Below are 22,840 nucleotides of genomic sequence, written 5' to 3' on the forward strand. Positions count from 1 at the left end.
ACGACGGCCCATTTGCCCTCATATTTCGCGCCTTTCACAGCTTCGGGGACCCCGGCATAGTGCTTCTTCGTGCAGCGCCTTCTTCGGGGAAGGAGTAGGCGACATCGGGGGATGACACGGCACGCGCGTCATCCCCTTGCGCGCGTTGACGGACCGGACGAGGACCGAGAGGGTCACATGACCACGATTACTACTCCCAAACATCGCAAACCACGGCCTGGCTTATCCGCCAAGGTCGCCCCGGCGATCACGTCCCGCAAGGGCCTGGTGGTGACCGGAACGCTGCTCAGCGTCCCGGCCACCGCCGCCAGCCTGGTGCAGGCCGCACCGTCGTTTGCTGATCCCAGCGGCGGCGCGACCAGCAGCAGCACGGGACACACCACGGCGGCCACGGGCAGCGGGCGGACGACGGCGGCCACGGTGACCATCGTCTACCTGCGCTACGGCTCGACCGGCAGCCTGGTGAAGACGGCTCAGCAGCGGCTCGGGGGGCTGCAGGCGGACGGCGTCTTCGGCTCGCTGACGCTGGCCAAGGTAAAGGCGTTCCAGCGCAGCAAAGGGCTGGTGGCCGACGGCGTGATCGGACCGATGACCTGGAACGCCCTCGGTGGCTTCCCGGGCAACACCACGCCGCCGCCGGCAACCAATCCGACGCCGACGCCGACGCCGCCCACGCCGCCACCGGCACCTACGCCGCCGCCGTCGTGCAGCGTCCAGGTGTTGCGCTACGGCTCGACCGGCAGCAACGTCAAGGTCGCCCAGCAGCGGCTGGGCGGGCTGGTTGCCGACGGGGTCTTCGGGGCCGCCACGCTGTCGAAGGTGAAGTCGTTCCAGGCCAGCAAGGGGCTGTCGGTGGACGGCATCATCGGCCCGGCCACCTGGACCGCGCTGGGGGGCTTCCCGTGCGGCACCGGTGGCACGAATCCGACGCCGACACCCCCGACGCCGACACCGCCGCCGCCTCCGTCGACCAACCAGGGCGTCGACGCGGTCGTCTCGATCGCGAAGAAGTACCTCGGCATCCCGTATGTCTGGGGTGGTTCGTCGCCGTCGCAGGGCTTCGACTGTTCGGGCCTGACGTCATACGTCTACAAGCAGGCCGGGCTCTACATCCCGCGGACGGCCAGCCAGCAGCAGGCGTTCATGAAGAAGACCACGAACCCGCAGCCGGGTGACCTGGTGTTCTTCGGCTACCCGGCGTATCACGTCGGCATCTACGTCAGCCCCGGCATGATGATCGCCGCGCCGGTCCCCGGCGACGTGGTCAAGTTGCAGACGATCTGGATGACGCCGACCAACTACGGCACGTTGCGCTGACCCCCGGACTCCGGTCCACGCGGCCACGGTCACCTCTCGAGGTGCCCGTGGCCGCGGTCGTGTTCCCCGCTGACGGTTGTGTCCGCCGCTGACGGCTGAACCCGCCGTTGACGCCGCAGCTGCATCGTCAGCGGCCGGTTCGGGCGTCAATCGCGCGACGGGGAGGCCCAGCGGTGTCGAAGTCTCCGGTGGTGGCCGCGTAGTTGGGGCAGCGCCGGCGTCAGGGCCGTCCAGTAGGCCCGGGGAGCGCAGCCGAGGAGGCCGTATCGAAACCAGCGCCACCACCCATTCAGAATCACTGTGGATAACTTCTGCGCCGAATCGTCTCGAAAGCGCATGATGCCGAGATGTCGTATGACGAGCCGCCCGCGGCTCTTGACCGAAACTTTAAGGAGCGGCCTTCCAGTGGAGGGCGCTGCTCGCGGATAATCACGGGGCATTCAGGTTTCGCTCAGGGAGGGACACACCGATGCGAACGAGACGACTCATGGGTCTAACCGCGCCGCTGGTCGCCGTGTTCGCGACTGCCGGCTGCAGTAGCGGCTCCGGCGACAAAGCCGCGACGTCCCAGTCCACCACGGCGACGCACAGCGCCTCCTCGACGACTTCAGTGAGGCCGACCAGGAGCTCGACGTCGCCCAGCCCCACTTCGAGCGGGACAGCTGCTGGCGCACCTGGTGTGCCTGGGCCCGCTCGTCAGCACACCAAAGCTGGCGCAAAGGCGTTCACAAATTACTATCTAGACAGATCAAATAAACTCTTCCGGAATCCACAATTGGGAACAACCGAGGACCTGGAGCTGCCCAGTTGCCAGGCCTGTGCTACCAATACCGCCGCCTTGAAGGACATGGCTGCCAAACACCAGCACTTCGATCGGGATCAGGTGGCATTCAAGACGACTCGGGTGTTGAGCGTCGATACTGATTGGACCAATGTCTTCGTCGACATGAAGCAGAATCGCGCGCGCCTCCTCGACGCGACCGGGAAAGTGGTCAGCGTTACTCCAACGCCTCACGTCAAAGCTGTCGTGTTGTTGACTTGGATTGATCAAAAGGGTTGGCGGATCAGGGACCTCGGTCATGAATGACCGGCGAGCTAGGCTCGGCGACTGGCACCTTCGCTTGACCGGTCTAGTGGTTGCCTCCTTGATGCTCCTCATACCATTCCCAGCAAAGGCTAATGCTGCGGAAGGATCAGGCGCTCCATGCTTTGCATGCGGATTTCAGGGAAGCGATGCATACGTGGGACTTTCTGAGGAGATGACGAGACAGCTGCCGAGGCAGGGGAGAACAACCGTCACGGAGAAGGGAAAGACCGTCGTCAAGGTCGTGTCTTATGAATACCGAACACCGCTTGCTTGTCCGTCCAATGACGCTGAAACTGAAAACGAGGTCGGCTGCGAGAAGGCATATAAGACCTGTGTGGACGTGAAGAATGCGGTTGGTCCACTGGTGTCCGTCTTCCAGCGTCTGGCGATGCCTAAGGGGCAAGAGAAGCCATGGACCAAAGTCGGCGAGACGTGTTGGCCGAATCTCGTCCCGAACGCCAAGCAGCGGCCACAGCTGACGGTGGCGATGATTACCGCAGCCTTCGCGCAGACCCCGTTCGTGAAACCCCGGGTTTCCGTGGAGCCGGTCGGCAACAAGACCCTCGTGAACCTGCCGACGTACTTCGCTGCCGACTTCTCAGGTCCGGGTTATGGGCCTGACGAAGTACGCACGGTGACGCTGCTCGGCCACAAGGTGCAGATCAAGCCGGTGTTGAAGTCCAACACGTTCCACTTCGGCGACGGCAGCAGCTTCGGCCCGACGACATCGCGTGGCGGCACGTACCCAGACGGCGACGTGAAGCACACCTACCTCAAGCGCGGAACGGTCGCGACCTCGATCACGACGGTCTATGGCGGGCAGTTCGCGGTGGACGGTGGCGACTTCACCGATCTGCCAGGAACAGCCACCGTGACCGGCCCGGTGCAACAACTCCAGATCCTCGAGGCGACCGATCACCTCATCCGGTAGGCGGCTCAGCGAGGATGGCCGCTGCGCGATCCGGCTGTCCCCGGGGCTCCGTCGAAGCATCCGATCGTCCTCTCTGTCAGCACTCGAGCGCCATCGCAGCATCGCTCAAGGGTCAAAGTGGACCATTCGCGCGCCCGCCTAACTGACCGATCCATCGATCCGCTCAAATGAGCTGTTTTGTGACCGCTGTACCGGCCCGATGCAGCTGCGTCCTGTGGGTAACTCCCAGCCGGCAAGATTGCGAAAACCAATTCTTGTGCACAGCCGATGGATGACGTTTCCGCAGGTCACAGTCCTGCAGTCCCGTCAAGTGTGAGGATATCCACAACGTTTCCCACAGGACGTGCACCGGCATACCGGCGATATCCACAACTTGTCCGCAAGTGCTCCACAGGGCCGGTGGACGGGGGGTTTGCCGGGAAGCGGTGAGGGGTTCTAGCGTGGCGTTTTCGCGTGTCGCAAGCACCCTGTCAGTGTTGTCGGAGGTCGGTGGTGCAATCGACGCATGTTCGAAAACAGCTTCGAGGAGTGCCTGCGTGGCGATTGCTGAACTGCCCCCTGACTACACGCATGAGGGGGCGCAGGGGGGCGGCATGGTGCCGCCGCAGGATGTTCCGGCCGAGCAGTCGGTGCTGGGCAGCATGCTGCTGTCCAAGGACGCGATCGCTGACGCGGCCGAATGCGTCGACGGGCGCGACTTCTACCGGCCGGCGCACGAGGCGATCTACGAAGCGATCATCGACCTCTACGGCCGCGGCGAGCCGGCCGACGCCATCACCGTCGCCGACGAGCTGACCAAGCGCGGCGAGCTGAGCCGCATCGGTGGCCAGGCCTACCTGCACGAGCTCATCCAAGGCGTCCCGACCGCCGCCAACGCCGGCTACTACGCCGAGATCGTCGCCGAGCGCGCGGTGCTGCGCCGCCTGGTCGCGGCCGGCACCCGCATCGTGCAGATGGGGTATGCCGACGGCGGCGGCGACGTCGTCGACGTCATCAACGCCGCCCAGGCCGAGGTCTTCGGCGTCACCGCCGGCAAGGAGGCCGAGGACTACGTGCGGCTCGGCGAGATCATCGCCGAGACCGCCGACGAGATCGACGCCGCTTCGAGCACCGGGGGTCAGATGACCGGTGTGCCCACTGGTTTCACCGATCTCGACGCGCTCACCAACGGATTGCACCCGGGGCAGATGATCGTGCTCGCCGCACGTCCCGCAGTCGGCAAAGCCCTCGCACTCGACACGCCGCTTCCCACGCCGACTGGCTGGACCACCATGGGTGAAGTCCAGGTTGGCGATCAGCTGATCGCGGCCGACGGCACGCCGACGAAGGTCGTCGCAGCGACCGAGGTGATGACCGAACGTCCGTGCTACGAGGTCGAGTTCTCCGACGGCACAGTGATCGTCGCGGACGAGCAGCACCAGTGGCTCACGGACACGAGGGCCAGCCGCAAGTCCGAGCAGGCCGCACGGGACCACCGCAATCGGACAGTCAACCAGCGCACTCTTCCGCAGGTTCGCACCACGATTGAGATCGCCGGAAGCGTTCGAACCAGGACTGCGGATGCTCGGTTGAATCACAGCGTGCGACTCGCAAAGCCGCTCGAGCTGTCGGACGCGGAGCTGCTCGTGCCGCCCTACGTCCTGGGTGCCTGGCTCGGGGACGGCACGACGGCGGCGGCTGCCATCACGACCGCCGATGATCAAATGGTCACCCTGCTCGAGGCTCAGGGCCTGCACCTCGTCAAGACCTCAGCGCCGATGCGCTACTCCATGCGACTGCCCGTTCCGGAGATCGAGACTCGGGAATGCGTAGTGTGCGGCGCGGTGTTCGTGCCGCACACCAGCGACGTGCGCACCTGCGGCCGAAGCTGTGGCGGCAAGGCGAAGGGCATCGGTCGGCGGGTCTTGCCCACCTGCCCGGACTGCGGCAGTCCATCGAGTGGTTTGCGGCTGTGCCAGGTATGCCGGGACGATCACGGCACTCTCCACGCTCGACTGCGGAAGCTTGGCGTTCTTGGAAACAAGCACCTGCCGGCGGCATACCTCCGCGCGAGTGCCTCGCAGCGGTGGGACCTCCTGGCCGGCCTGTTGGACACCGACGGCACCGTGACGGCGTCGGGCTGCGTGCAGTTCACGACGACCGATCGCCGGTTGCGTGACGGTGTGGCGGAGTTGCTTCACACACTGGGGCTGCGGTTCGGGATTTCGGAGAAGAGGGTGCGCGGCCGTTCGGCACAGACGTCGACGGCGTTCACGTTCACGTTCTCCACCGACGAGGACGTCTTCCGGTTAGATCGCAAAAAGCTGCTGCACAAGGAGCGGCGCGCCCGCACCTTTCAGCGACGAAACTCTGTCTTCATCGTCGATGTTCGGCCCATCGCGTCGGTGCCCGTGCGATGCGTGGAGATCGACCATCCAGATCACCTCTACCTCGCCAGCGAGGCGATGATCCCCACGCACAACTCGACGCTGGGTCTGGACATCGCTCGTGCGTGCTCGATCAAGGCCGGCCTGACGTCAGCGATCTTCTCGCTCGAAATGAGCAAGACCGAGATCTCCATGCGTCTATTGTCTGCCGAGGGCGGTATCCAGCTCCAGCACATGCGCAAAGGCACGATGCGCGACGAGGACTGGACGCGCCTCGCGACGACCATGGGCAAGGTCGCGGATGCCCCTTTGTTCATTGACGATTCGCCGAACATGTCGCTCATGGAGATCCGCTCGAAGTGCCGGCGGCTCAAGGAGCGCAACGATCTGAAGCTCGTGGTCATTGACTACTTGCAGCTGATGACGTCCGGAAAGCGCGTCGAGTCGCGCCAGCAAGAAGTGTCGGAATTCTCCCGTGCGCTGAAGCTCCTAGCCAAGGAGCTCAATGTGCCGGTCATCGCGATATCGCAGCTCAACCGTGGTCCCGAGCAGCGCACAGACAAGCGGCCGCAGATGTCCGATCTTCGCGAATCGGGCTCGATCGAGCAAGATGCGGACATGGTGATCTTGCTCCATCGCGAGGATTCCTACGACAAGGAGTCCGAGCGAGCAGGTGAGGCCGATCTGATCGTGGCCAAGCACCGCAACGGCCCGACCGACACGATCACCGTTGCCTTCCAGGGGCACTACTCGCGTTTCACGAACATGGCGCAGAACTTCTGAGTCGTCTGTCGAGATGCAGCCAAGATTGACCAACTGGTCGCTGTAGTTAATCATTACTAACTGTTATTGATATGAATCCAAGTGTTATATCAGGCAGTGTCGGTGCGTTGGTTCGCGCTACTGCAAGCCGCGGTGCGACTGCCCATAACCGACCGACGGCAGCGGGGCTGCCACAAGTCGGGTCAAGCAGCGGGGCCCGCCGCGCTCATCGTGCCAACGACGAACGCATCAACCGATTCCAGCTTGACCCGCATCAGCACCCCGCCATTGCCGGGTGCGAGCTGTCCATTGCTCGCCATCCATTTCGCGTTCGCGAGGTTGACGAAATAGGGTCCGCTGTTTTCGAGAAACTCCCTGTCGTCATCCGTCGTCGGGATGTTGTCTTCGCGGCTGAGTAGTTCGCGGACGCGCTGCTCGTCGGCCTTGGCCTGCTCGGCGCAAAGCGCAAACGGACCCCGATCGTCCGTGCCTTGGTCCTTCCCTTTGCCGAAGTCTTCGAGCATCTGCCAGGCCGGTATCAGATTGCCTGTGATGACGTGTCCGTTCACGAACAGCGTCACGTCGACCCCCTTAGATGGCTCGATGCGCTCAGTCTTCGCGTTCATGATGTTCACGTAGGTGGTGAGGGTGATGTCGTTTGGCATGCCCTCAACGTACGCGACGGCTCCGACATCCGGCCGTCGCTCCCTGAACACCGACATTTGTAACGTTTCGAGTGTCGCTTATCGGCGGATTGCCTTGACGTTTTCATGGACAAGTTCTGCCAGAAGCCTGACTAGCTGGACCTTGACCCTCTCGTCAGTGAAGAAGTAGTCGACCATCTTGTTGTGGCTGGTCTGGTTGCCAGCGACCGCGTCGGTGACGGCGTCGGTCAGGTCTGGTGACTCGACGAATTGGCGGACACTGTTGGCGCGCGCCTGGGTGGTGACGGTCTCGTTGTCGAGCAGGACGGTAACGATGCCCTCGACCCACGATTGCTGCTCGCCGGGGGTGAAGTCCTCCCCGGCAAACAGGTCATTGACCTTTGCCAGCACCTCAGCCAAGCGCACCATTCGTGGATCCCGCGCGGCTCCCGTCCCCGTTGCGGCGACCGGTTGCAGGTGACGCGTCTCGCCACCGGCGAGGTCCAGGTCGTGGTCTCCAGAGCGAGCTTGTTTGATGTGGGTGAGTTCGACCGTGCTGAAGTCGACTGCGTCCGCTCCTGTCCGCCCTGTCAGTCGCCGCTGCAGGAACCGCAAAAACAGTGAACGTTTCTCCAGGTCGGTGTCCTGGTAGTTGATGATCTGCGACAGGAAGTCATAGAGCCTCACGAATGAGCCGACATCCTTGCGGAACAGATCCAGCTGCTCCGCCGCGGTCTTGTCTTGGGATGCGAGAGCTGCCGCGTATTGGTCGTTGAATCGATCAGCGGCCGACTTCAGCGGCGCGCTGATGGCACCGTGCTTCCCGCTGAGGTAAGCGGTAGTGAACCTCGACTTCGCCGTCGGTGTAGATCCCGGCTGCGTCGAGTTTGGCCTGCAGGTCATGGACGATGTCGGGGTCCGTGACGTCTTCGAGGCTGGCCTGCCGGTAGTACGGTTTGAACGACTCAAGGATCTCGTCGGGGTCGTTGACGAAGTCTAGGACGTATGTCGTGTCCTTGCCGCCGGCCGAATAGGTGCGGTTGAGCCGGGAGAGCGTCTGTACGGCGGTCACGCCGGACAGACGCTTGTCGACATACATCGCGCTCAGCAGCGGCTGGTCGAACCCAGTCTGGTACTTGTTCGCGACGATCAGGATCTGAAAGTCATCGGTCCCGAACGCGACGGGCAAGGTTCGGCCTCGTAGTCCGCTGTTGAGGTTGGTCTCGGTGTAGGGCTGCTCGACTCCGGCAAAGGTGACGTCATCGAGTTCGATCGATCCGGAGAACGCGACCAGCGTCGCGAGCGGGTAGCCGCGTTCGGCAATGTACGCGTCGATCGCTTCCTTGTAGCGCACGGCGTGCTCGCGAGACGAGGTGACCACCATCGCCTTGGCGTGCCCGTCGAGCAGGTGCCGCACGTTCGCGCGGTAGTGCTCGACGATGATCTGCACCTTCTGGGCGATGTTCGTCGGGTGCAGCGACACCCACCGCATCAGCCCCTTGGTCGCTTCGGTCTCATCGACCAGCCTCACCTCCTCCAGGTGCCGCTTGGACTTCTCCGCGATCTGGAAGGCGGTGTTGTATGTCGTGTAGTTGCGCAGCACGTCGAGGATGTAGCCCTCCTCGATCGCCTGCTGCATCGTGTAGGTGTGGAACGGCTCCGGTCGCCCGTCTGCGCCTGGCCGACCGAACAACTCCAATGTCTTGTTCTTCGGGGTCGCGGTGAACGCGAAGAACGACAAGTTGGGTGACTCCGCCCGCGACTCCATGTCTGCGGCGAGGATTGCCTCGGTGTCGATCTCGCCACCATCGGCCAGCGCCTCCAGCTCCTCCGACGAGAGGACTGCCCGCAGCTTCTTCGATGCCTGCCCGGTCTGGGACGAGTGCGCCTCGTCGGCGATGATCGCGAATCGTTTGCCCTGCAGGCCCTTGTTCTCCCGGATCGTTTGCAACGCGAACGGGAACGTCTGCATGGTCACGATCACGATCAGCCGGCCGGCGAGAAGTTCCGCAGCAAGCAGCCCGGACTTGGACTTGATGTCGTCGCTGCCGGCGTTGCGGACCTCGTCGGCGTTGATCTGCGCGACGGTACCGTCGACCCCTTCGATCTGCTTGATCGCTTTCTGCAACTGGTCGTCCAGCACGGTCCGGTCGGTGACGACGATGACGGTGTCGAAAACCCGCTGGTTCTGCTCGTCGTGCAGGGTTGCCAGCCCATGTGCGGTCCAGGCGATCGAGTTTGTCTTGCCCGACCCGGCCGAGTGCATCGCCAGGTAGCGGTGTCCAGTGCCTTCTGCTCGGACGGTCCCCAGCAGTTTGGTGACCAGCTCCCATTGGTGGAATCGCGGGAACAGCAGTGTCGTCTTGCGGGTCGCCTCGCCCGTGATCGGGTCGATGTCGGTCCGCGTTTCGAGGTGCAGCAGACGCCCGATGATGTGCAACCAGGCGTCTCGCTGCAGCACGCGCTCCCACAGGTATGACGTCGCCGCGCCGCCCGGGTTCACCGGGTTCCCCGCGCCACCGTCGTGACCAATGTTGAACGGCAGGAAGTGCGTCGCAGTTCCGGCGAGGCGGGTGGTCATTGCGACTTCGTCGTTGGAAACGGCGAAGTGCACCAGGCAACGGTTCGCGAACCCCAGCAACGGCTCCCCCCGCGGGTTGCGGTCCAGCCGGTACTGCGTCGTCGCGTCCTCGATCGACTGCGTATTGTCTGTCTTCAGCTCGATCGTCGCGACCGGCAGACCGTTGACGAAGAGAACCAGGTCGATGCTGTTTGCGGTCGTCGTGGAGTAGTGCACCTGCCGCATCACTCGGATTCGAACTGCCGAATACCGTTCCAACGCAGAGGCGTTCAGCGTTGTAGCCGGTTTGAACTGGCACATCGAGAACCGTGCTGGGGTCTTCTTGAACCCACCCCGCAGCACGTTCAACGTGCCGCCGCCCGCATCGAGAGGAGCGTCCAACGTCTTGACCAGTCGGTCAAGTAGTTGGTCGCATGCCCGTGCCAGCTCTTGCGCAGACATCGTCGGTTTGACGACCTTCGCTAGCGCGTCCGGTTGCGTCTCCTCCAACCAGGCGAACACGTCCTGCGGAAAGAGCGCGCGCTGCTTGTCGTAGCCGTCGTCGTTCGCGGAGTACAGCCAGCCGTTCGCCGCGAGGTGCGCGCAGATCTCGTCCTCGAACGCTTTCTCGTGCTCGACTGCCATCAGGCCACCTCCCCCTGAACGTCGAGCTGCCCGGTCACCGCGGCCGTGATCAGGGCGGAGCGCCGTTCCTTTGACAACTCGATGAACTGTTCGGCCTTCTCGATCAGCGCATTCGATCTTCCCAACTTCGGCTCGACCAGTTTGAAGACCGTCGCGTGGCGCACCGCTTCCACCAACAGGGTTGGTCGCAGCGCGACATCGCGGCACTCCTACACCTCACGCAGCCGCGCGTGCATCGAATGCTGGCTTACGTTGAAGAGTTCGGCGACGAGGTGACTCCCGAAGAAGTGATCCTTCGCGCCGCCGTCGATGGCACCGACCGCGACGAGCTGGTGAGCGTGTTGTCGGAGATGAGCTACACGTTCACCGAGCACCCGCCGGGGTTGCTGGCAGACGGGTCGAAGCCGGGCACATGGACTGACCTGAGCGTCGCTGTGGCGGGCGGATACCTGAGCCATGAAGAGTTCGCACGTGTCTGCAATGCAGTGCAACCGCCGACCTCATGACAGACCGATCACGCTCCAAGTGGTCCCGGTCGGCCGAGTTCGCTGAGGAATCGATCAGCGCAACGGCCCCTCGTCGCGCCGGACGCGAGTCTGCCTCATGACCCATACGAGGTTGTTGTCACCGGATGCCATCGCTCTAGAGGTCACGCCGGACGGTCGGCCACGATGCCGCCCAGCCCACAGATCATGCGAGCGGCAACCGGTCTCATCTCCGCCCAGCGGTAGTCGTCGAGAGCGTTTCGAACCGTCGAGGAGACGGCTTCACTCCACTGAGGTTCGGTTGTCGCAAATACCACCTCATCGGCCCGGAGCAGTTCGGCGACGAGCAGTCGCTTGTCGATCGCCTTCGTCAGAGATGCTCCCCTTCCAAGGTCGCTGTTGCTCTTGGCTTCGGCGACCACGAGCCTGTCGTCGATGAGGGCGATCAGATCGATCTCTACACGCGAGGTGCCGTCCTTCTTAAACTCCAGTTCACCGATATCGGCATATCGGGTCGTCGGCCTCGTGAGGTGGTTGGCGAGGAGGAATGGCACGTCGCTGTGGCTGGTCAGCAAATTGGACGCGAGAGGGTGGGCGTCATAGAACCATTTCGGTTCAGCCGTCGGCATTCTCCAGCTGGTCCGAGCTAGGGGGATGTCTGCGAGGCATCGGGTACACCTGCTCAGCTGGCCAAGGTCATCGATTGCGATGAAGTCCAGGCGGGTGCAACCGGGGCATCGCAGAAGAAGTCCTCGCCGGAAGATCCCTTTGATGGTCAACTCGTCGATGAGATCGCGGACCGTCTCCTCCGCGGTTCCTTCTGGCCAGCAGGCATGCATTCCCTGGAAAGTCATGACACCGCGATTCGCGTCCAGACGAACGGCTTGGCCTTTCAGGTAGGAGTCGCCTTTGCCTCGTGGCGGTGTCGCCAGCTGCCGTAACACCTCACGCAGGGGCCCGTCGAGCGCGGCGGTCATGGCCGTCCGCCCGCCCCATAGCTCCGCGAGGAGTTCGCTCTTGCGGCCGGCGTCGGACAAGGACACTTCGTACCCGGCCTGGTGGGCCATCTGGTCGACCCAGGCACGAAGACTAGGCAGCTGCAGTTGCGGCGTGGCCAGTTGCCCGTGATTCGTTGCTCCAGCAGCAACGAAGTCGAAACGATGCGCCTGGTAAGAGACGGCGTCGCGTCCACTGCGCACCCAGGTGTGCCAATCGTCGCGCACGAGCATCACATGGCCGTCGAAGCCGCGCCCGGTCGGGAAGAGGGGGTCATCGAGTCCCAGATCTACCTGGTACGGCAGCAGCGCGGCCTGGCCGGTCGTGGTGTTAGGCAGCGGAAGGGTTGCCGCGATCGTGACACTGCTGTCGGCCCTGGTAACAACGGGGAGGGGTATCTGCTGGTCAAACTGGTCACTGGCGGCCAGGTGAAGGTTGCGTTCTCGGTCGGGCCACGGCCCTCCGATGCTTACCTGCCGGATCTCGTTCGCAGGAGGTCGCAGGGTTCCGCCATCGAGTTCCCACGCACGCCTTCCGAGGCCTCGCAGCACGTCAGCCCACGGTCGCAGTTGTTCGGCGGTCCTTGAGGTCGACAAGATGCTCAGCGAAGTCCAGCGCGTTGACGGGGCGTGAAACCAGTTGCTGGTGGCTTCCTCGACTACGCGGGCGACTTTGGTTTCGCTGCCGGGTAGCCAGTCTGGGTGCATCCAGAAGGTGTTGGCGCTGATCCGGTTCAGGATCATTGCCAGCGAAAAGTCGTCGGCGCTGTCCCCGACGACATACCGGAACGGGTGGGGTAGCCGGCGAGAGCGGCCTACCCAGGTGAGGCCCACCTGTGTTGTGTCTAGGGCCCGTGGCACGAGCGCAGTGTCAAATCCGAGATCAAGACCGGACGCGGAATGGACGAGTCCGGCTGGTAGACCGTGGAGCCACTTCACTCCCCAGGAGTGAGCGAGAACGTCCGCTACGTCATCGTCGCCCAGCTCGATCGTGTCTTCGGCAGGCTCGTCGATTACCCCGAGTGCAACGGCCGCTGCGAGGGCGGCTGGTCCGCGCCAGTTGGCGGGTACCGCTAGGCGTGGTGAACCGTCAAATGTGACGGCAGTCGACGGGATGCTGGTTGTCGATGCCAAGGCAAACGACCCGTAGTCCCGGCTCTCGCCTTCTCGACGCAGATACGGGCTGCACCAAGCAGCGAGACTCTCCGCAGCGTGGTGTGCCGGCGCGTCCTGACGGATGTGGTCGCCGCTGGTGCGCAGCAGTTCGGCAGCCTGTTCCTCCGTGCAGTCAGTCACCATCGAACGAATGGACCCTGCCCTGAGCGCCTCGAATTGTCGCAGCCTGCGCTGCGCAGGGACGACGAAGTCCGGGTCGTACGCGCGTACCGCTTCCGCGAGAGTTGGGTTCACGACGCCGTTGTTGTGTGGCACGAGCACGAAGCCTGCTCCGCCCCAGGTGTTCGTAACATCGCGCATAGCGGTCAATGCCCAGAACTGCCAATCGTCCCCGCCATCGAAGACGACTGCCACCCGCGGTGCACGCAACGTGAAGTGGGCAGACTCGTAACTCATGGCACTGGACGCTGCAATCTCACCTGTCGTCACAATGGCGATTCTGCACGGTAACCCGGACAGGCATACCCCCTGTCTGAGGATCCAGCAGCGGCACACGAGCTCGCGGAAGAACGATGCTGAACATGCAACGCGAACGCATGTGTTGCGGTCGGACGGCGCGTCCGACGCCCTCGGGCGTTCTAGTTCCGATCCGCTTCGTCCTCCGTTTCTCGGGCCGTGTCGAACTCCGCGGGCTTGTCGCCGTCGCGCGGATGTGCGAGCGGGGGCGGCGCGAACATCGGCGTGCCATCGAAGTCCATGTCGGCGAGGCCACCACTCGCATGGATGTTGATCAGGTCTGGGTCGGGCAGGTTCTGTGGGACGAATCGTTCATCGTCCGGGTGGAGGTACACGTATTCCCTCGCCGACTGCACGGTGTGCTCGTTGAACAGCTTCTCCATCGCGGTCGTGCCGACCTCGGGATGGTCGACTTCCCCCGCGAGCACGCGGGCGTGAACCTGACCCAGGAGCGGGCCATCGGCTGTGATACCCGGCAACGCAGCCAGTACGTCGGTCATCAGGAGCCCCAGCTTGCGGGTGAGCGGGAACGTCACGCCCCACGCCGTTCCGAACCCGACCCCATCCCAGGGCAGGCCGTCCTGCCCGCGCACCAGGCCGACAGGAGCGTCCGACGTGATGAGGGAGCGCCTGTCGAAGCGCACGAGGGTCCACGGCCGGCCCAGGAGGTACGGCGTCAGGGCCTCTGCGGTCTGGACGGCGTTCCGGATGTGGGCCAGGTTGGAGTAGGTGATGGGCGGACCACCAGGCCGTGTGGCTTCCTCCCAGATGCGAGCCTCCTGCTCTGGAGACGGGTCGAACCCGAGGCGGGAGCGGATCCAGGCACCGACATTTTCTCGCCCGCCCACCCCCACTTCGATCCGGACCATGCGCGCGCTGACGTACTCCGACATTGTGCGCGTGTCCGGCCCGCGCGCGATCTGCATCGCGACGTAGAAGGACAAGATCCACCTGTCATGCTCGGACGGGGGAAATTCGCCCCGCTCGAACCGCCTTAATGACGCCCAGTGCGTTGCTCTCCAGCTCGCTTAGCGCCTTCTCGAACGTGTCCGGCTCCTCCAACTCATTGACGGTGTAGAAGTGGTTCTGAGCCGCGATGTTCTTCACACCGGGCGTGAATGGCTTTCGGGAGCGGTCGAGCGGCACAACCCGGATGCACTCCTCCGGAGTGGCGAAGCCGCGGAGGTATGCCTGGGGCACGTAGTGGTGGAGCTTCGCCGTGGTCTTCTTGCCGGTCACGCGTGCTGTCCTTCCCGCCAAAGTGCCGCTGCTTCCTACGATATGAGTCGGTCGTTCATCGACAGCAGGGGCACCTCCCCGCGTATCCGTGGGGAGGTGCAGGTGCGTGTATAAATTCGTTGCGAACGCAAGCCAGGAGGCGCTGACCACGAATACAGTCCGCCATGAAAGATGCGCACACGTCATCCAGCAGCCCCAACGGGCAGGCACCCTTCCGAGTAGTCGACGGACCCGGACGGTCACGGTGGTGCTCGGCGCAATCACCCAAGCCACCAATATCGACCGAGTTGCAGTCCTACTCGCCGGCAAACCCACGCAGCTCGCTCGAAAAGTCGTGAAAGAGAACGGAATCGACGCAGACGTCATCTGGTGGAACGGCATCATGTTCCAGCACGAAGCCTTCGCGTGACGACGTATCGGGTCCGCGGAAGCATCAAGCCGCAGGAACCGAGACCGATCTATCGATCGCTGGCATCGCCTAGTCTTGCTGCCCTCAGTTCTTGGTGCCGTGGTGTCGGACCTCGCCGCCATCACCACGACACTCAGCGACCTGCGGTGGCCGAGTACGCGGCAGCCAAACCAAGCAGGCGAGGTCTGCGGTCACCACCACGCCTGAGCGCGCGTTCGTAAGACCGTAGCGAGCTGGTCGAGTTCCCGCACGCTACTCAGTTGTATCGGACCGGAGCGGGTCAGGAGAGCGCGGTGGAGCGTCTTTAGCGCTCGGTCGACGTCACTCGAATGCTCGGCACGGGTCGGGCTGTCGCCCACTCGCTTGTGTAGCTCGTCCCACCGTCGCCGGTCCGCCCGGGTCAGGCAGTGGCGGTCGTTTGAGTGCACGGTGTCGCGAGCGAACTCCAGCGCAGACGCGGAGTAGCCCCGGCGGTCCAACGCCCAGACGAGCAACTCGGCGGACTCCAGCATCGACCACTCTCCGAGGAAGCTGTCCTCGCGAGCCGACAGCCAGTAACCGACGAGGGCGTCAGGCACTGGAGTTGTGTCCTTCTGCAGCTGACGGAGCCACATGACTTCTCTGCCCCCGGTGATCTCGTCGTCGGTGAGCATCTCGTGAGCCTTGCTCAAAGCCTCGTCGACCACGCTGCGATGTTGTCCGGTCACCATGAGCATGCGCACAACGCGTGCCGTCGCCGCAAACCATTCGTCGTCGACGTCATCGAGTGTCTCCTTCTGGTAGATCTCGACAGCCTCTGACGGGCGGTCCAGCTCTAGCAGCGCGCCGATGCCGGCGTGATACGCCGCTCCACGAGCGAACTTCAGTCGGCGGCGCTGCAACTCAGTGTGCGTCGCGGTCATGGCCGCGTCGAAGCTCTTGCCCGCCACAAGGGAGAGGCGGAGCAGCAGCCGGGTCTGCGACTCGACTTTGCCTTGTTCGCCTGCCAGTTGCGAGGCCCGGCCCGTCGCGCCTGGCGAACCGGATGCCGGGTGCTCGGCACCCAGGGGTGGCCCGAGCAACAGATCCGTCAGGTCGACGTCGTTGACGCCTGCGCGGTAAGCGGAGTCCGCGATCGATTGCAGCAAGCGCGGAGTTACCGCTCGCAGCCCGCCGTTGACTGTTGGATTCTGCACTATCGCGGCAGCGATGATCTCGCGGACAGCCGGACCGTTCTCAACGCCGATCTGTCCTAGGCCGCGGAGGCGTTGGGATAACTTCAGCAAGTCCTTGTGCGGGGCCGTTTCGATGTCCTCTGCCAAGCGCCAGAGGGCGCGGTCCCACTGGTCGAGCGCTACGTCTTCCGCGACGTAGTCGCCGAGTTCGTCGCTGCGCCAGAGGGCCTCAGTAAACATTCGTTCGACCACTTCGTGGCCTCTCGATCCGGAGTCTGTCGGCGCTCCCCAGTACTTACGGAAGGTCTTCTGGTTGTGCGCGGGGTCCGGCTTACGAACTGTGTACTCGCCGACATCTCGATCAGGTATCCGTTGGATCGCCCGCGCCGCGACCGTCAACCCGTCGTTGACCTGGAGGGAACCGTGCGTGTAGGCGATCAGCGCGCGCCGCAGGATGCTGAGATGTCCAGTTCGTGCCGGACCCGGCATGGCTCAGACCTCCGCCATTGCGAGTGGATGAGCATGGGCAGAACCGCCCGAGAGGTGCTCCATGACTTCGATCACGAGCGCCACAGCACATTCAGCGACTCGATACGGGACTCCGATCGCCTCAAGAAGCACGGCCAGGCCCGACGCGAGCAGCCCGGGTATCTGCAAGGAGCGGTCTCCGTCCGACCGCTCCGTCTTGCCACCATCGGCTCGTACGAGGGCGTTGCCCCGACGTGCTGAGCCAACTTCGACTCGGCTCAGAATGTCCCTGATTCTGAGGTAGGCACGCTTCAGGAGCTCAATCACGGCATCTCTCCTTCGAGCTGGTGGAGCCGCGTGTCGGCTCCACGAACTCCTACTGTCCTGCCACCAACCAGGGCCAAACAAGGACAGGATTTTGGGATCTGTTCGTCCAGTCGTATCTGTAATAGGCGGGTCGGGGACCCGCGCGGCTAGCGACGCAGCCGTACGCGCCGGTCCGCGGGCACCTGCAAAACGTCAGATTCCTGATCATGGTGCGCGAGCAGGACACCGAGATGTGGGATATGTGGGCTTCTCAGGCGAACGAACACCTGCAAGCAGGATCTTTCCGCGCGGGTGACCGAGTCTGCCGCGTAGAAGGCAGAGCGATCGAGCTCAGCCACCACGAGTCCCGCTGCGCCGCCGGTCGTGCAGCTTCTCGGCGGCGCATAATGCCGACGCTACGGCCGACGATGCTGTGCTGACCCACCCTGGAACCGTGGTCTGCCGGAGAGGACTTAACGGCCACTGTCCAGAACGCAACACCATTTGAAGGAGGATCCAGCGCCACCATCCGCCCGCGTAGCGAGCCGTGACGCTGCTCGGCCTTGGTCGATGGTTGGGCCTGCGCGAAAGTTCTCGTTCCACGAACCTTTCGCGGAGTTTTCAGGCGCGGGACAGCAAGTGTGATGTACGCGACACTCTGATCTCGATGTGCAGATCACAGGCACCTTGCCGGTTCTTAGCTGCAGGGGGACGGGATCTCGGCAGCCTCGGTTCGCGTCAGACTGGCAGGCGGATCGTTGAGGTCGACATCTTGCGTTTCGCTGCTTTGGCTGCTCCGACCTCAGCCCGTCGGCGCCTCTATGAGTGAATGCGACCGTCCGAGCGGCACTCGTCGAGGGCGTCTGGCAGCATGACGGCATGGCGAGTAGAACGTGCTGGCACTGCGACAAAACAGCCCTGATGACGCCGCAAGAGAAGGGTGCGTACCGGTTCACCGACGACGACCCGTGGGCACCCCGGGGGCCAAAGCAGGCCACGTTCTACGCCTGCCCGGGCTGCGGGTACCCGAGCATTGGCCTCCTGGACGTCGATCCCGCAGAGTCTCGGCGGGTGGTGGATTTCGCTCGGACGAAACAGGACGCGTGGCTGCCCTTTGCGCCCGGAGGAAAAGACTTCCCGGACGTGCCGCCCGCGATCGCCGCAGCCGCCGACGAGGCGCACCGCTGCCACTCGATCGACGCGCACCGGGGCACCCTGATCCTTGCCCGCGCCGTCATCGAAACGACCTGTAAGGACCAAGGCGTGAACGGGAGCAACCTGGAGACGCGCGTCGATAAGCTCCACGAGCTCGGAAAGATCAGCGAGGACGTGCGCGATGAGGCGCACGAGATCCGCCACATCGGCAACGATATGGCGCACGGCGACTTCGAGGTGGGGGCGACCGAGGAGGACGCTGCCGAAATGCTGGAGTTCATGGCTGACATCCTCGAAGCGGTCTACCAGCGGCCAGAGCGGGTCAAGCGCCGCAAGGGCGCGCGAGAGGCGGCGAAGGAAGCACGGGCGGGCGACGCCGCGGGCTGACGCACGCGGTGCCGTCCGGTGCTTGACGGGACTGTTAACCACTGTCAGTCGGTGTCGGCTAACGGTCAGCTCGAACCACCCTCAGCACCAACGGTGTTCGCGGCCGCCTCGCACCTTCGTTCCCTCCCAACGAGACCGGCGAAAGCGTCGAACCGCGTTGCCCCTCAACGAAGCCTGAGGCAGCGTCTTTGCCTCAGGCCTCGCGCTGGGGCGCTCGGGGGCCACAACTTTCACGCACAACCTGACGGGCCCTGCGGGCTGGGACGTAAACCTCGACTGAGCTCGCGAACACCTCGTCGGTTCGACTTTGCCCTGCTTCTTGCAGGCGACCGATCGCAACGTCCGATCCCACGCCTCCCGACTCGTGTCAAGAGGACACGCCACCTTCGGGACAGATTGGCCAAGTTTCTACTTGGCGCGATCTGGTCAGTCTTCAGGGCGTGTCGTGGTCAATCTTGGTTGCATCTCGACAGTCGTCGTCGTGGTGTGCAGCGCTCGCGCAGCGCCGGACTCGAGTGCTGAGCGTCGGAGAACCTCTCTGTGGATTTGCACACACCGTTTCGCGGGCTCGTTCGGGTGTCCGCCGTGGTTGCTGCGTCCTACCGCCCAGAATGACGTGCCTCCGCCAACCGTGGTCTCACGGGGATAGGTTCTGGTTGTGTGGATCCGCGATGTAGATGTCCCAGGTGAGTTGGTCGAAGCAGCCCGCGCCGGGCGGCTCGTCGTCTTCGTCGGCGCCGGCGCGTCCGTGGACCCACCGGCCAACCTTCCGGACTTTAAGGGCCTCGTGAAAGAAGTTGGTGCCCGTGCCGCTACCCCGCCGACGGAGGCCGAACTCAAGCGCCTCGACAAGTTCCTTGGCGAGCTGGAGGACCGCGGCATCAGGGTCCACGACCTCGTCGCCAAGGCGATCGACATGCCGAACTCACGACCGAACCGCCTGCACCAGGCGATCATCGATCTCTCGCGCGCGCATCCACCCGTACGGATAGTAACGACCAACTACGACCAGCACTTGACCACTGCTGCAGCAGCGGTCGGACTCGATGTCGAGGTTTTCCGCGGACCGGCGCTACCGGTGGGTGACGACTTCAAGGGCATCGTTCATCTCCATGGGGCACTGCACCAAGAGCCCCGCCGCCTTGTGGTCACCGATACCGACTTTGGGCACGCGTATATCCGCGAAGCATGGGCAGCTCGATTTCTCGACCGGATGTTCTCGGCCTTCACGGTCCTGTTCATCGGCTACAGCTACGGCGACCTGGTCATGCAGTACTTGGGTCGCTCGCTGGGACGCGTTGGCAAACGGTTCGTGTTCACCCATCGCGAGGACTTGCCCGAGTGGAAGTCGTACGGCCTCACTCCGGTCGTGTACCGGGCGCCTGAAAACTCGCACATTGCGCTGTCCGAGACGCTGGAGGCATGGGCTCAATCCGCAACGCGCGGACGGGCGGAGCACCGCCGCCTGATCGCCGACCTCGTCACCACAGGCCCCCCAGTCAACCCCGCTAACGACGACGACCTTGTCGAAGCGGCTAGCGTCCTCCCACCCGAACGCGTCCTCACGCCTGAGGAGAGCTCCTACCTCGAGGAGAGCCTCGGCGACCCCGAACGAGTCCAGTACTTCGTAGAGAAGGCGCGGGGGCATGACTGGCTCTCGTGGGTCGCTTCGCGTCCCGAGTTCACTCGGCTGTTCGCAAACGCGGAGCCGAAAGACGAACGGGCCTTGGCCGTCACTCAAGCCATCATCGCATGGGTCGTGAACCACTACGTGATCGTGGAGGGCGAGTCACCGGCCGCACTACGGGTCATGCGCGATCGGGAGTGGTCGCAGTTCACCCTTGCGAGCATCACGCGGCGGCTGTGTGCTCAAGACGGGGTCGTACCGGTCTGGCAAACACCATGGCTCCTGCTCGCCTTGCAGCAGGCGCGCCTAGGCCGCAACGACGCGCTCGACATGCTTCTCACCAAGGAGGGCTGGAGAGAGAGGCTGGACCTCGCTCTGCTGCTTTTTGAGCACCGCACCCGCCCGATCCTCGCCTCCGGTATCGACTGGGGCGATACAACGACCCAGCCGAGCTTCGACATCGACCTCGTCGGCACGGAGTACTGCCTGACCTCCGCCTGGACCAAGGTGTTCGTGCCGATCCTCGATGAGCACGCCCACGCGCTCCTCGACCTGGTGACCGGCCACCTGTGGACTGCCCACCGAATGCTGCGATCTATTCGTCCAGATGCCATATCCGACATCATCAGCTTGGGTCGGTCAGCCATCGAGCCGCACCAGCAGGATGAGATCCGCGAGTCTATGGATGTCCTCATCGACGCCGCACGCGACTGCATCGAACGGATGCTCGTCAGCGATCCACTCGCGGCCACAGCCTATCTCGATGGATGGGCGAGGGCGGCCAATGCGCTCTTTCGCCGGCTGGCGGTCCATGGCTGGAGAATGCGCACAGACCGCGGCGCCGACGAGAAGCTCAGCTGGATCTGCCAGCAGAACATGCTCTACGACCTCGACGTACAGCACGAGGCGTTCCTACTCCTAAAGCAGGCGGTCCCTAGCGCCACACCTGATGCGGTGCAATCCCTTGTAGAGCGGGTCATTGACGGGCCTCCCACGGGTGACGACGGGGACCCGTCTCCGTACCGCAAGTACAACCTCCTCGCGTGGCTTGCCCGAGTCGCTCCTCAGATCTCTGCCGTCACGGACGCCTTCGACAAGGAACAGGAGGAACACCGTGAGTACGCGCCGCGGGCGGACCCCGACCTCAACATGGTCATGACGGCAGGCATTGTCGAGGATGCCGAACCATTCACAGTCGATGAACTTCACGCCAAGATTCAGAACGCCCCCGAGGCAGCGATGACCGAGATACATACCTTCCAGTCCGTCGACGAATTCCAGCTAACTGGACCAACCTGGCATGGAGCGGTCGGCACCGTCCGCGGCTGCGTCAAGAAGTACCCTGCCGACGGCTTGCTCGTAGCAAGTCACCTCGACGAAGATGATCGGGACCTGCGCTGGGCGCTGATCGACGGTTGGGCTGAGGCCGAACTGGACGACCGACAGATCACGGCCGTGATCGATACGACCAGTGCTTGGCCGACCGGACAGATCCGAGGGAACGCGGCACGGATGCTCGCGAACGGCGGCCGCGACGGGCGCCCCACCGCATGGCATCAGTACGAGTCAGCGCGCGAACTGGCGACCCGCCTCTGGCCTGTCGAGGAGGTCACCGCGAACCTTTCTGGCGGCGACGACCGCGTCCTCGAGGCCATTAACCATCCGGCCGGCAACCTCGCCCAGTTTTGGACGAAGGTGGTCAAGTTCGAGTGGGGTTCAGATCAAGGCGACTGGTCTGGACTGCCAGATGAGCTAAAAGGTCAGTTGGACCTCCTGGTCGAGGCCGAACGTCGTAATGGCCTTCTCGCTCGCACAGTTCTCGGGTCAAACCTGCGCTTCTTCTTCGCGGCCGACCCGGAGTGGACAAGCGCAAACCTGCTGCCTCTCTTCGATTGGAGTACCGACCGGACCGACACGCCAGCTGTTTGGCAGGGGTTCCTGGCCAGAGGACGTCCCGACGACGGTCTCCTAGAGGCTGGCCTGCTCGACCTTTACCTGCAGTCGTGCCAACATACCGAGGACCTTGGACGAGAACAGTCCCGAACCCAGCTCGCAGACCACTTCGCCTTGATCGCGATGTTCACGTCGGTCGATGCCGACACTTGGCTTCTACGCTTTGTGACAACTGCCTCACCAGAGCTGAGGACAGCTTGGGCCAGCCGCGTTGCCGCCCGCCTGTCAGACCTCAATGACGACGACGCCACGCAGCAGTGGACCCGATGGATTCGCAAGTACTGGACGGGCCGCGCCGAGTCCGTCCCGCTACCGCTCACAGTCGAAGAGGCGTCGGTAATGGCTCGGTGGGTGCTCGAACTCCGGAGCGAACGGGCTGCAGCGGTCGGCTTGATCAAGCAGTCAGACGCCAGATTCGTGAACCACGACCTGCTGCTGCACCGTCTCGCCGAGGAGGACCTAGTCGCCGAAGCCGAGACCTGGACGGACTTCATCACACAGCTTCTCAGCGGCACTACCGAACAGCTCTGGCAGCTCGGGCACTATCTGCCCCAGATCGTGGAGGCCCTCAAGAACGGAGACCCGCGTCCCGATCTGTCGGCGCTGATCGACGAGGCGATGCGCCTCGGCTGCACCGACGCAGCAGAGTGGTGAGCCGTATCGCCTCTGCCCGATGTATGTAGAAACTCGATTTGGGCCCGCCGGGGTGCCTGCGAAT

At 63.8% G+C, this 22,840-nt stretch carries 14 protein-coding genes and 1 pseudogene; 7 read left to right on the forward strand and 8 right to left on the reverse strand.

Annotation, left to right across the window (positions count from 1 at the left end; translation table 11 throughout):
- Positions 1 to 177: 177 nt before the first annotated feature.
- Complete coding sequence (locus ACN8HC_RS03220; protein ID WP_490073420.1) at positions 178 to 1,317, forward strand: C40 family peptidase; 1,140 nt, start codon at positions 178 to 180, stop codon at positions 1,315 to 1,317.
- Between the two features lie 748 nt (positions 1,318 to 2,065).
- Here the strand turns inward: ACN8HC_RS03220 and ACN8HC_RS03225 are convergent.
- Positions 2,066 to 2,398 (reverse strand): hypothetical protein, encoded by a 333-nt coding sequence (locus tag ACN8HC_RS03225; RefSeq protein ID WP_490073421.1) that lies wholly within the window; start codon positions 2,396 to 2,398, stop codon positions 2,066 to 2,068.
- A gap of 178 nt (positions 2,399 to 2,576) precedes the next feature.
- Between ACN8HC_RS03225 and ACN8HC_RS03230 the strand changes: the two genes are divergently transcribed.
- Together ACN8HC_RS03230 and dnaB are read left to right on the forward strand one after the other, a co-directional pair.
- Positions 2,577 to 3,335 carry a hypothetical protein gene (locus ACN8HC_RS03230; RefSeq protein ID WP_490073422.1) on the forward strand — a complete coding sequence of 253 codons (759 nt, stop codon included), beginning with the start codon at positions 2,577 to 2,579 and terminating at the stop codon, positions 3,333 to 3,335.
- A gap of 593 nt (positions 3,336 to 3,928) precedes the next feature.
- Positions 3,929 to 6,484, forward strand: coding sequence for a replicative DNA helicase (gene dnaB, locus ACN8HC_RS03235; protein WP_490073688.1), 2,556 nt, complete (start codon positions 3,929 to 3,931; stop codon positions 6,482 to 6,484).
- Positions 6,485 to 6,666: 182 nt separating this feature from the next.
- On the opposite strand, the gene ACN8HC_RS03240 is transcribed toward dnaB, so the two are convergent.
- From ACN8HC_RS03240 to ACN8HC_RS03255, 4 genes are all read right to left on the reverse strand, one after another.
- A complete protein-coding gene (locus tag ACN8HC_RS03240; RefSeq protein ID WP_490073423.1) occupies positions 6,667 to 7,128 on the reverse strand; it encodes a hypothetical protein in 462 nt (153 codons plus the stop codon).
- 78 nt (positions 7,129 to 7,206) lie between these two features.
- The gene (locus ACN8HC_RS03245) at positions 7,207 to 7,794 is read right to left on the reverse strand and encodes a hypothetical protein (RefSeq protein ID WP_490073424.1); all 588 of its coding nucleotides are present in this window, start codon (positions 7,792 to 7,794) and stop codon (positions 7,207 to 7,209) included.
- A 94-nt stretch (positions 7,795 to 7,888) separates the two neighbouring features.
- Entirely contained in the window at positions 7,889 to 10,312 is a 2,424-nt protein-coding gene (locus tag ACN8HC_RS03250; protein WP_490073425.1) for a type I restriction endonuclease subunit R, read from the reverse strand.
- Positions 10,312 to 10,476 (reverse strand): hypothetical protein, encoded by a 165-nt coding sequence (locus tag ACN8HC_RS03255; RefSeq protein ID WP_490073426.1) that lies wholly within the window; start codon positions 10,474 to 10,476, stop codon positions 10,312 to 10,314. Before ACN8HC_RS03255 ends, ACN8HC_RS03250 begins: the two co-directional genes overlap by 1 nt.
- Here ACN8HC_RS03255 and ACN8HC_RS03260 point away from each other — a divergent pair.
- Complete coding sequence (locus tag ACN8HC_RS03260) at positions 10,468 to 10,818, forward strand: hypothetical protein (protein ID WP_490073427.1); 351 nt, start codon at positions 10,468 to 10,470, stop codon at positions 10,816 to 10,818. The genes ACN8HC_RS03255 and ACN8HC_RS03260 overlap by 9 nt on opposite strands.
- A gap of 143 nt (positions 10,819 to 10,961) precedes the next feature.
- Here ACN8HC_RS03260 and ACN8HC_RS03265 read toward each other — a convergent pair whose 3' ends face one another.
- Entirely contained in the window at positions 10,962 to 13,364 is a 2,403-nt protein-coding gene (locus ACN8HC_RS03265; RefSeq protein ID WP_490073428.1) for a hypothetical protein, read from the reverse strand.
- Between the two features lie 182 nt (positions 13,365 to 13,546).
- Positions 13,547 to 14,849, reverse strand: a pseudogene (locus ACN8HC_RS03270) (DUF4238 domain-containing protein).
- On the opposite strand from ACN8HC_RS03270, the gene ACN8HC_RS03275 reads away from it, so the two are divergent.
- Positions 14,770 to 15,072, forward strand: coding sequence for a hypothetical protein (locus ACN8HC_RS03275; protein WP_490073696.1), 303 nt, complete (start codon positions 14,770 to 14,772; stop codon positions 15,070 to 15,072). The pseudogene ACN8HC_RS03270 and the gene ACN8HC_RS03275 overlap by 80 nt on opposite strands.
- A 191-nt stretch (positions 15,073 to 15,263) precedes the next feature.
- Here ACN8HC_RS03275 and ACN8HC_RS03280 read toward each other — a convergent pair whose 3' ends face one another.
- Entirely contained in the window at positions 15,264 to 16,715 is a 1,452-nt protein-coding gene (locus tag ACN8HC_RS03280) for a hypothetical protein (protein ID WP_490073429.1), read from the reverse strand.
- 1,206 nt (positions 16,716 to 17,921) lie between these two features.
- On the opposite strand from ACN8HC_RS03280, the gene ACN8HC_RS03285 reads away from it, so the two are divergent.
- Positions 17,922 to 18,542, forward strand: a complete 621-nt coding sequence (locus ACN8HC_RS03285; protein ID WP_490073430.1) for a DUF4145 domain-containing protein — start codon at positions 17,922 to 17,924, stop codon at positions 18,540 to 18,542.
- 691 nt (positions 18,543 to 19,233) lie between these two features.
- The gene (locus ACN8HC_RS03290) at positions 19,234 to 22,776 is read left to right on the forward strand and encodes a DUF4020 domain-containing protein (protein ID WP_490073431.1); all 3,543 of its coding nucleotides are present in this window, start codon (positions 19,234 to 19,236) and stop codon (positions 22,774 to 22,776) included.
- Positions 22,777 to 22,840: the final 64 nt, after the last annotated feature.

The organism is Flexivirga sp. YIM B11880 (assembly GCF_058148645.1).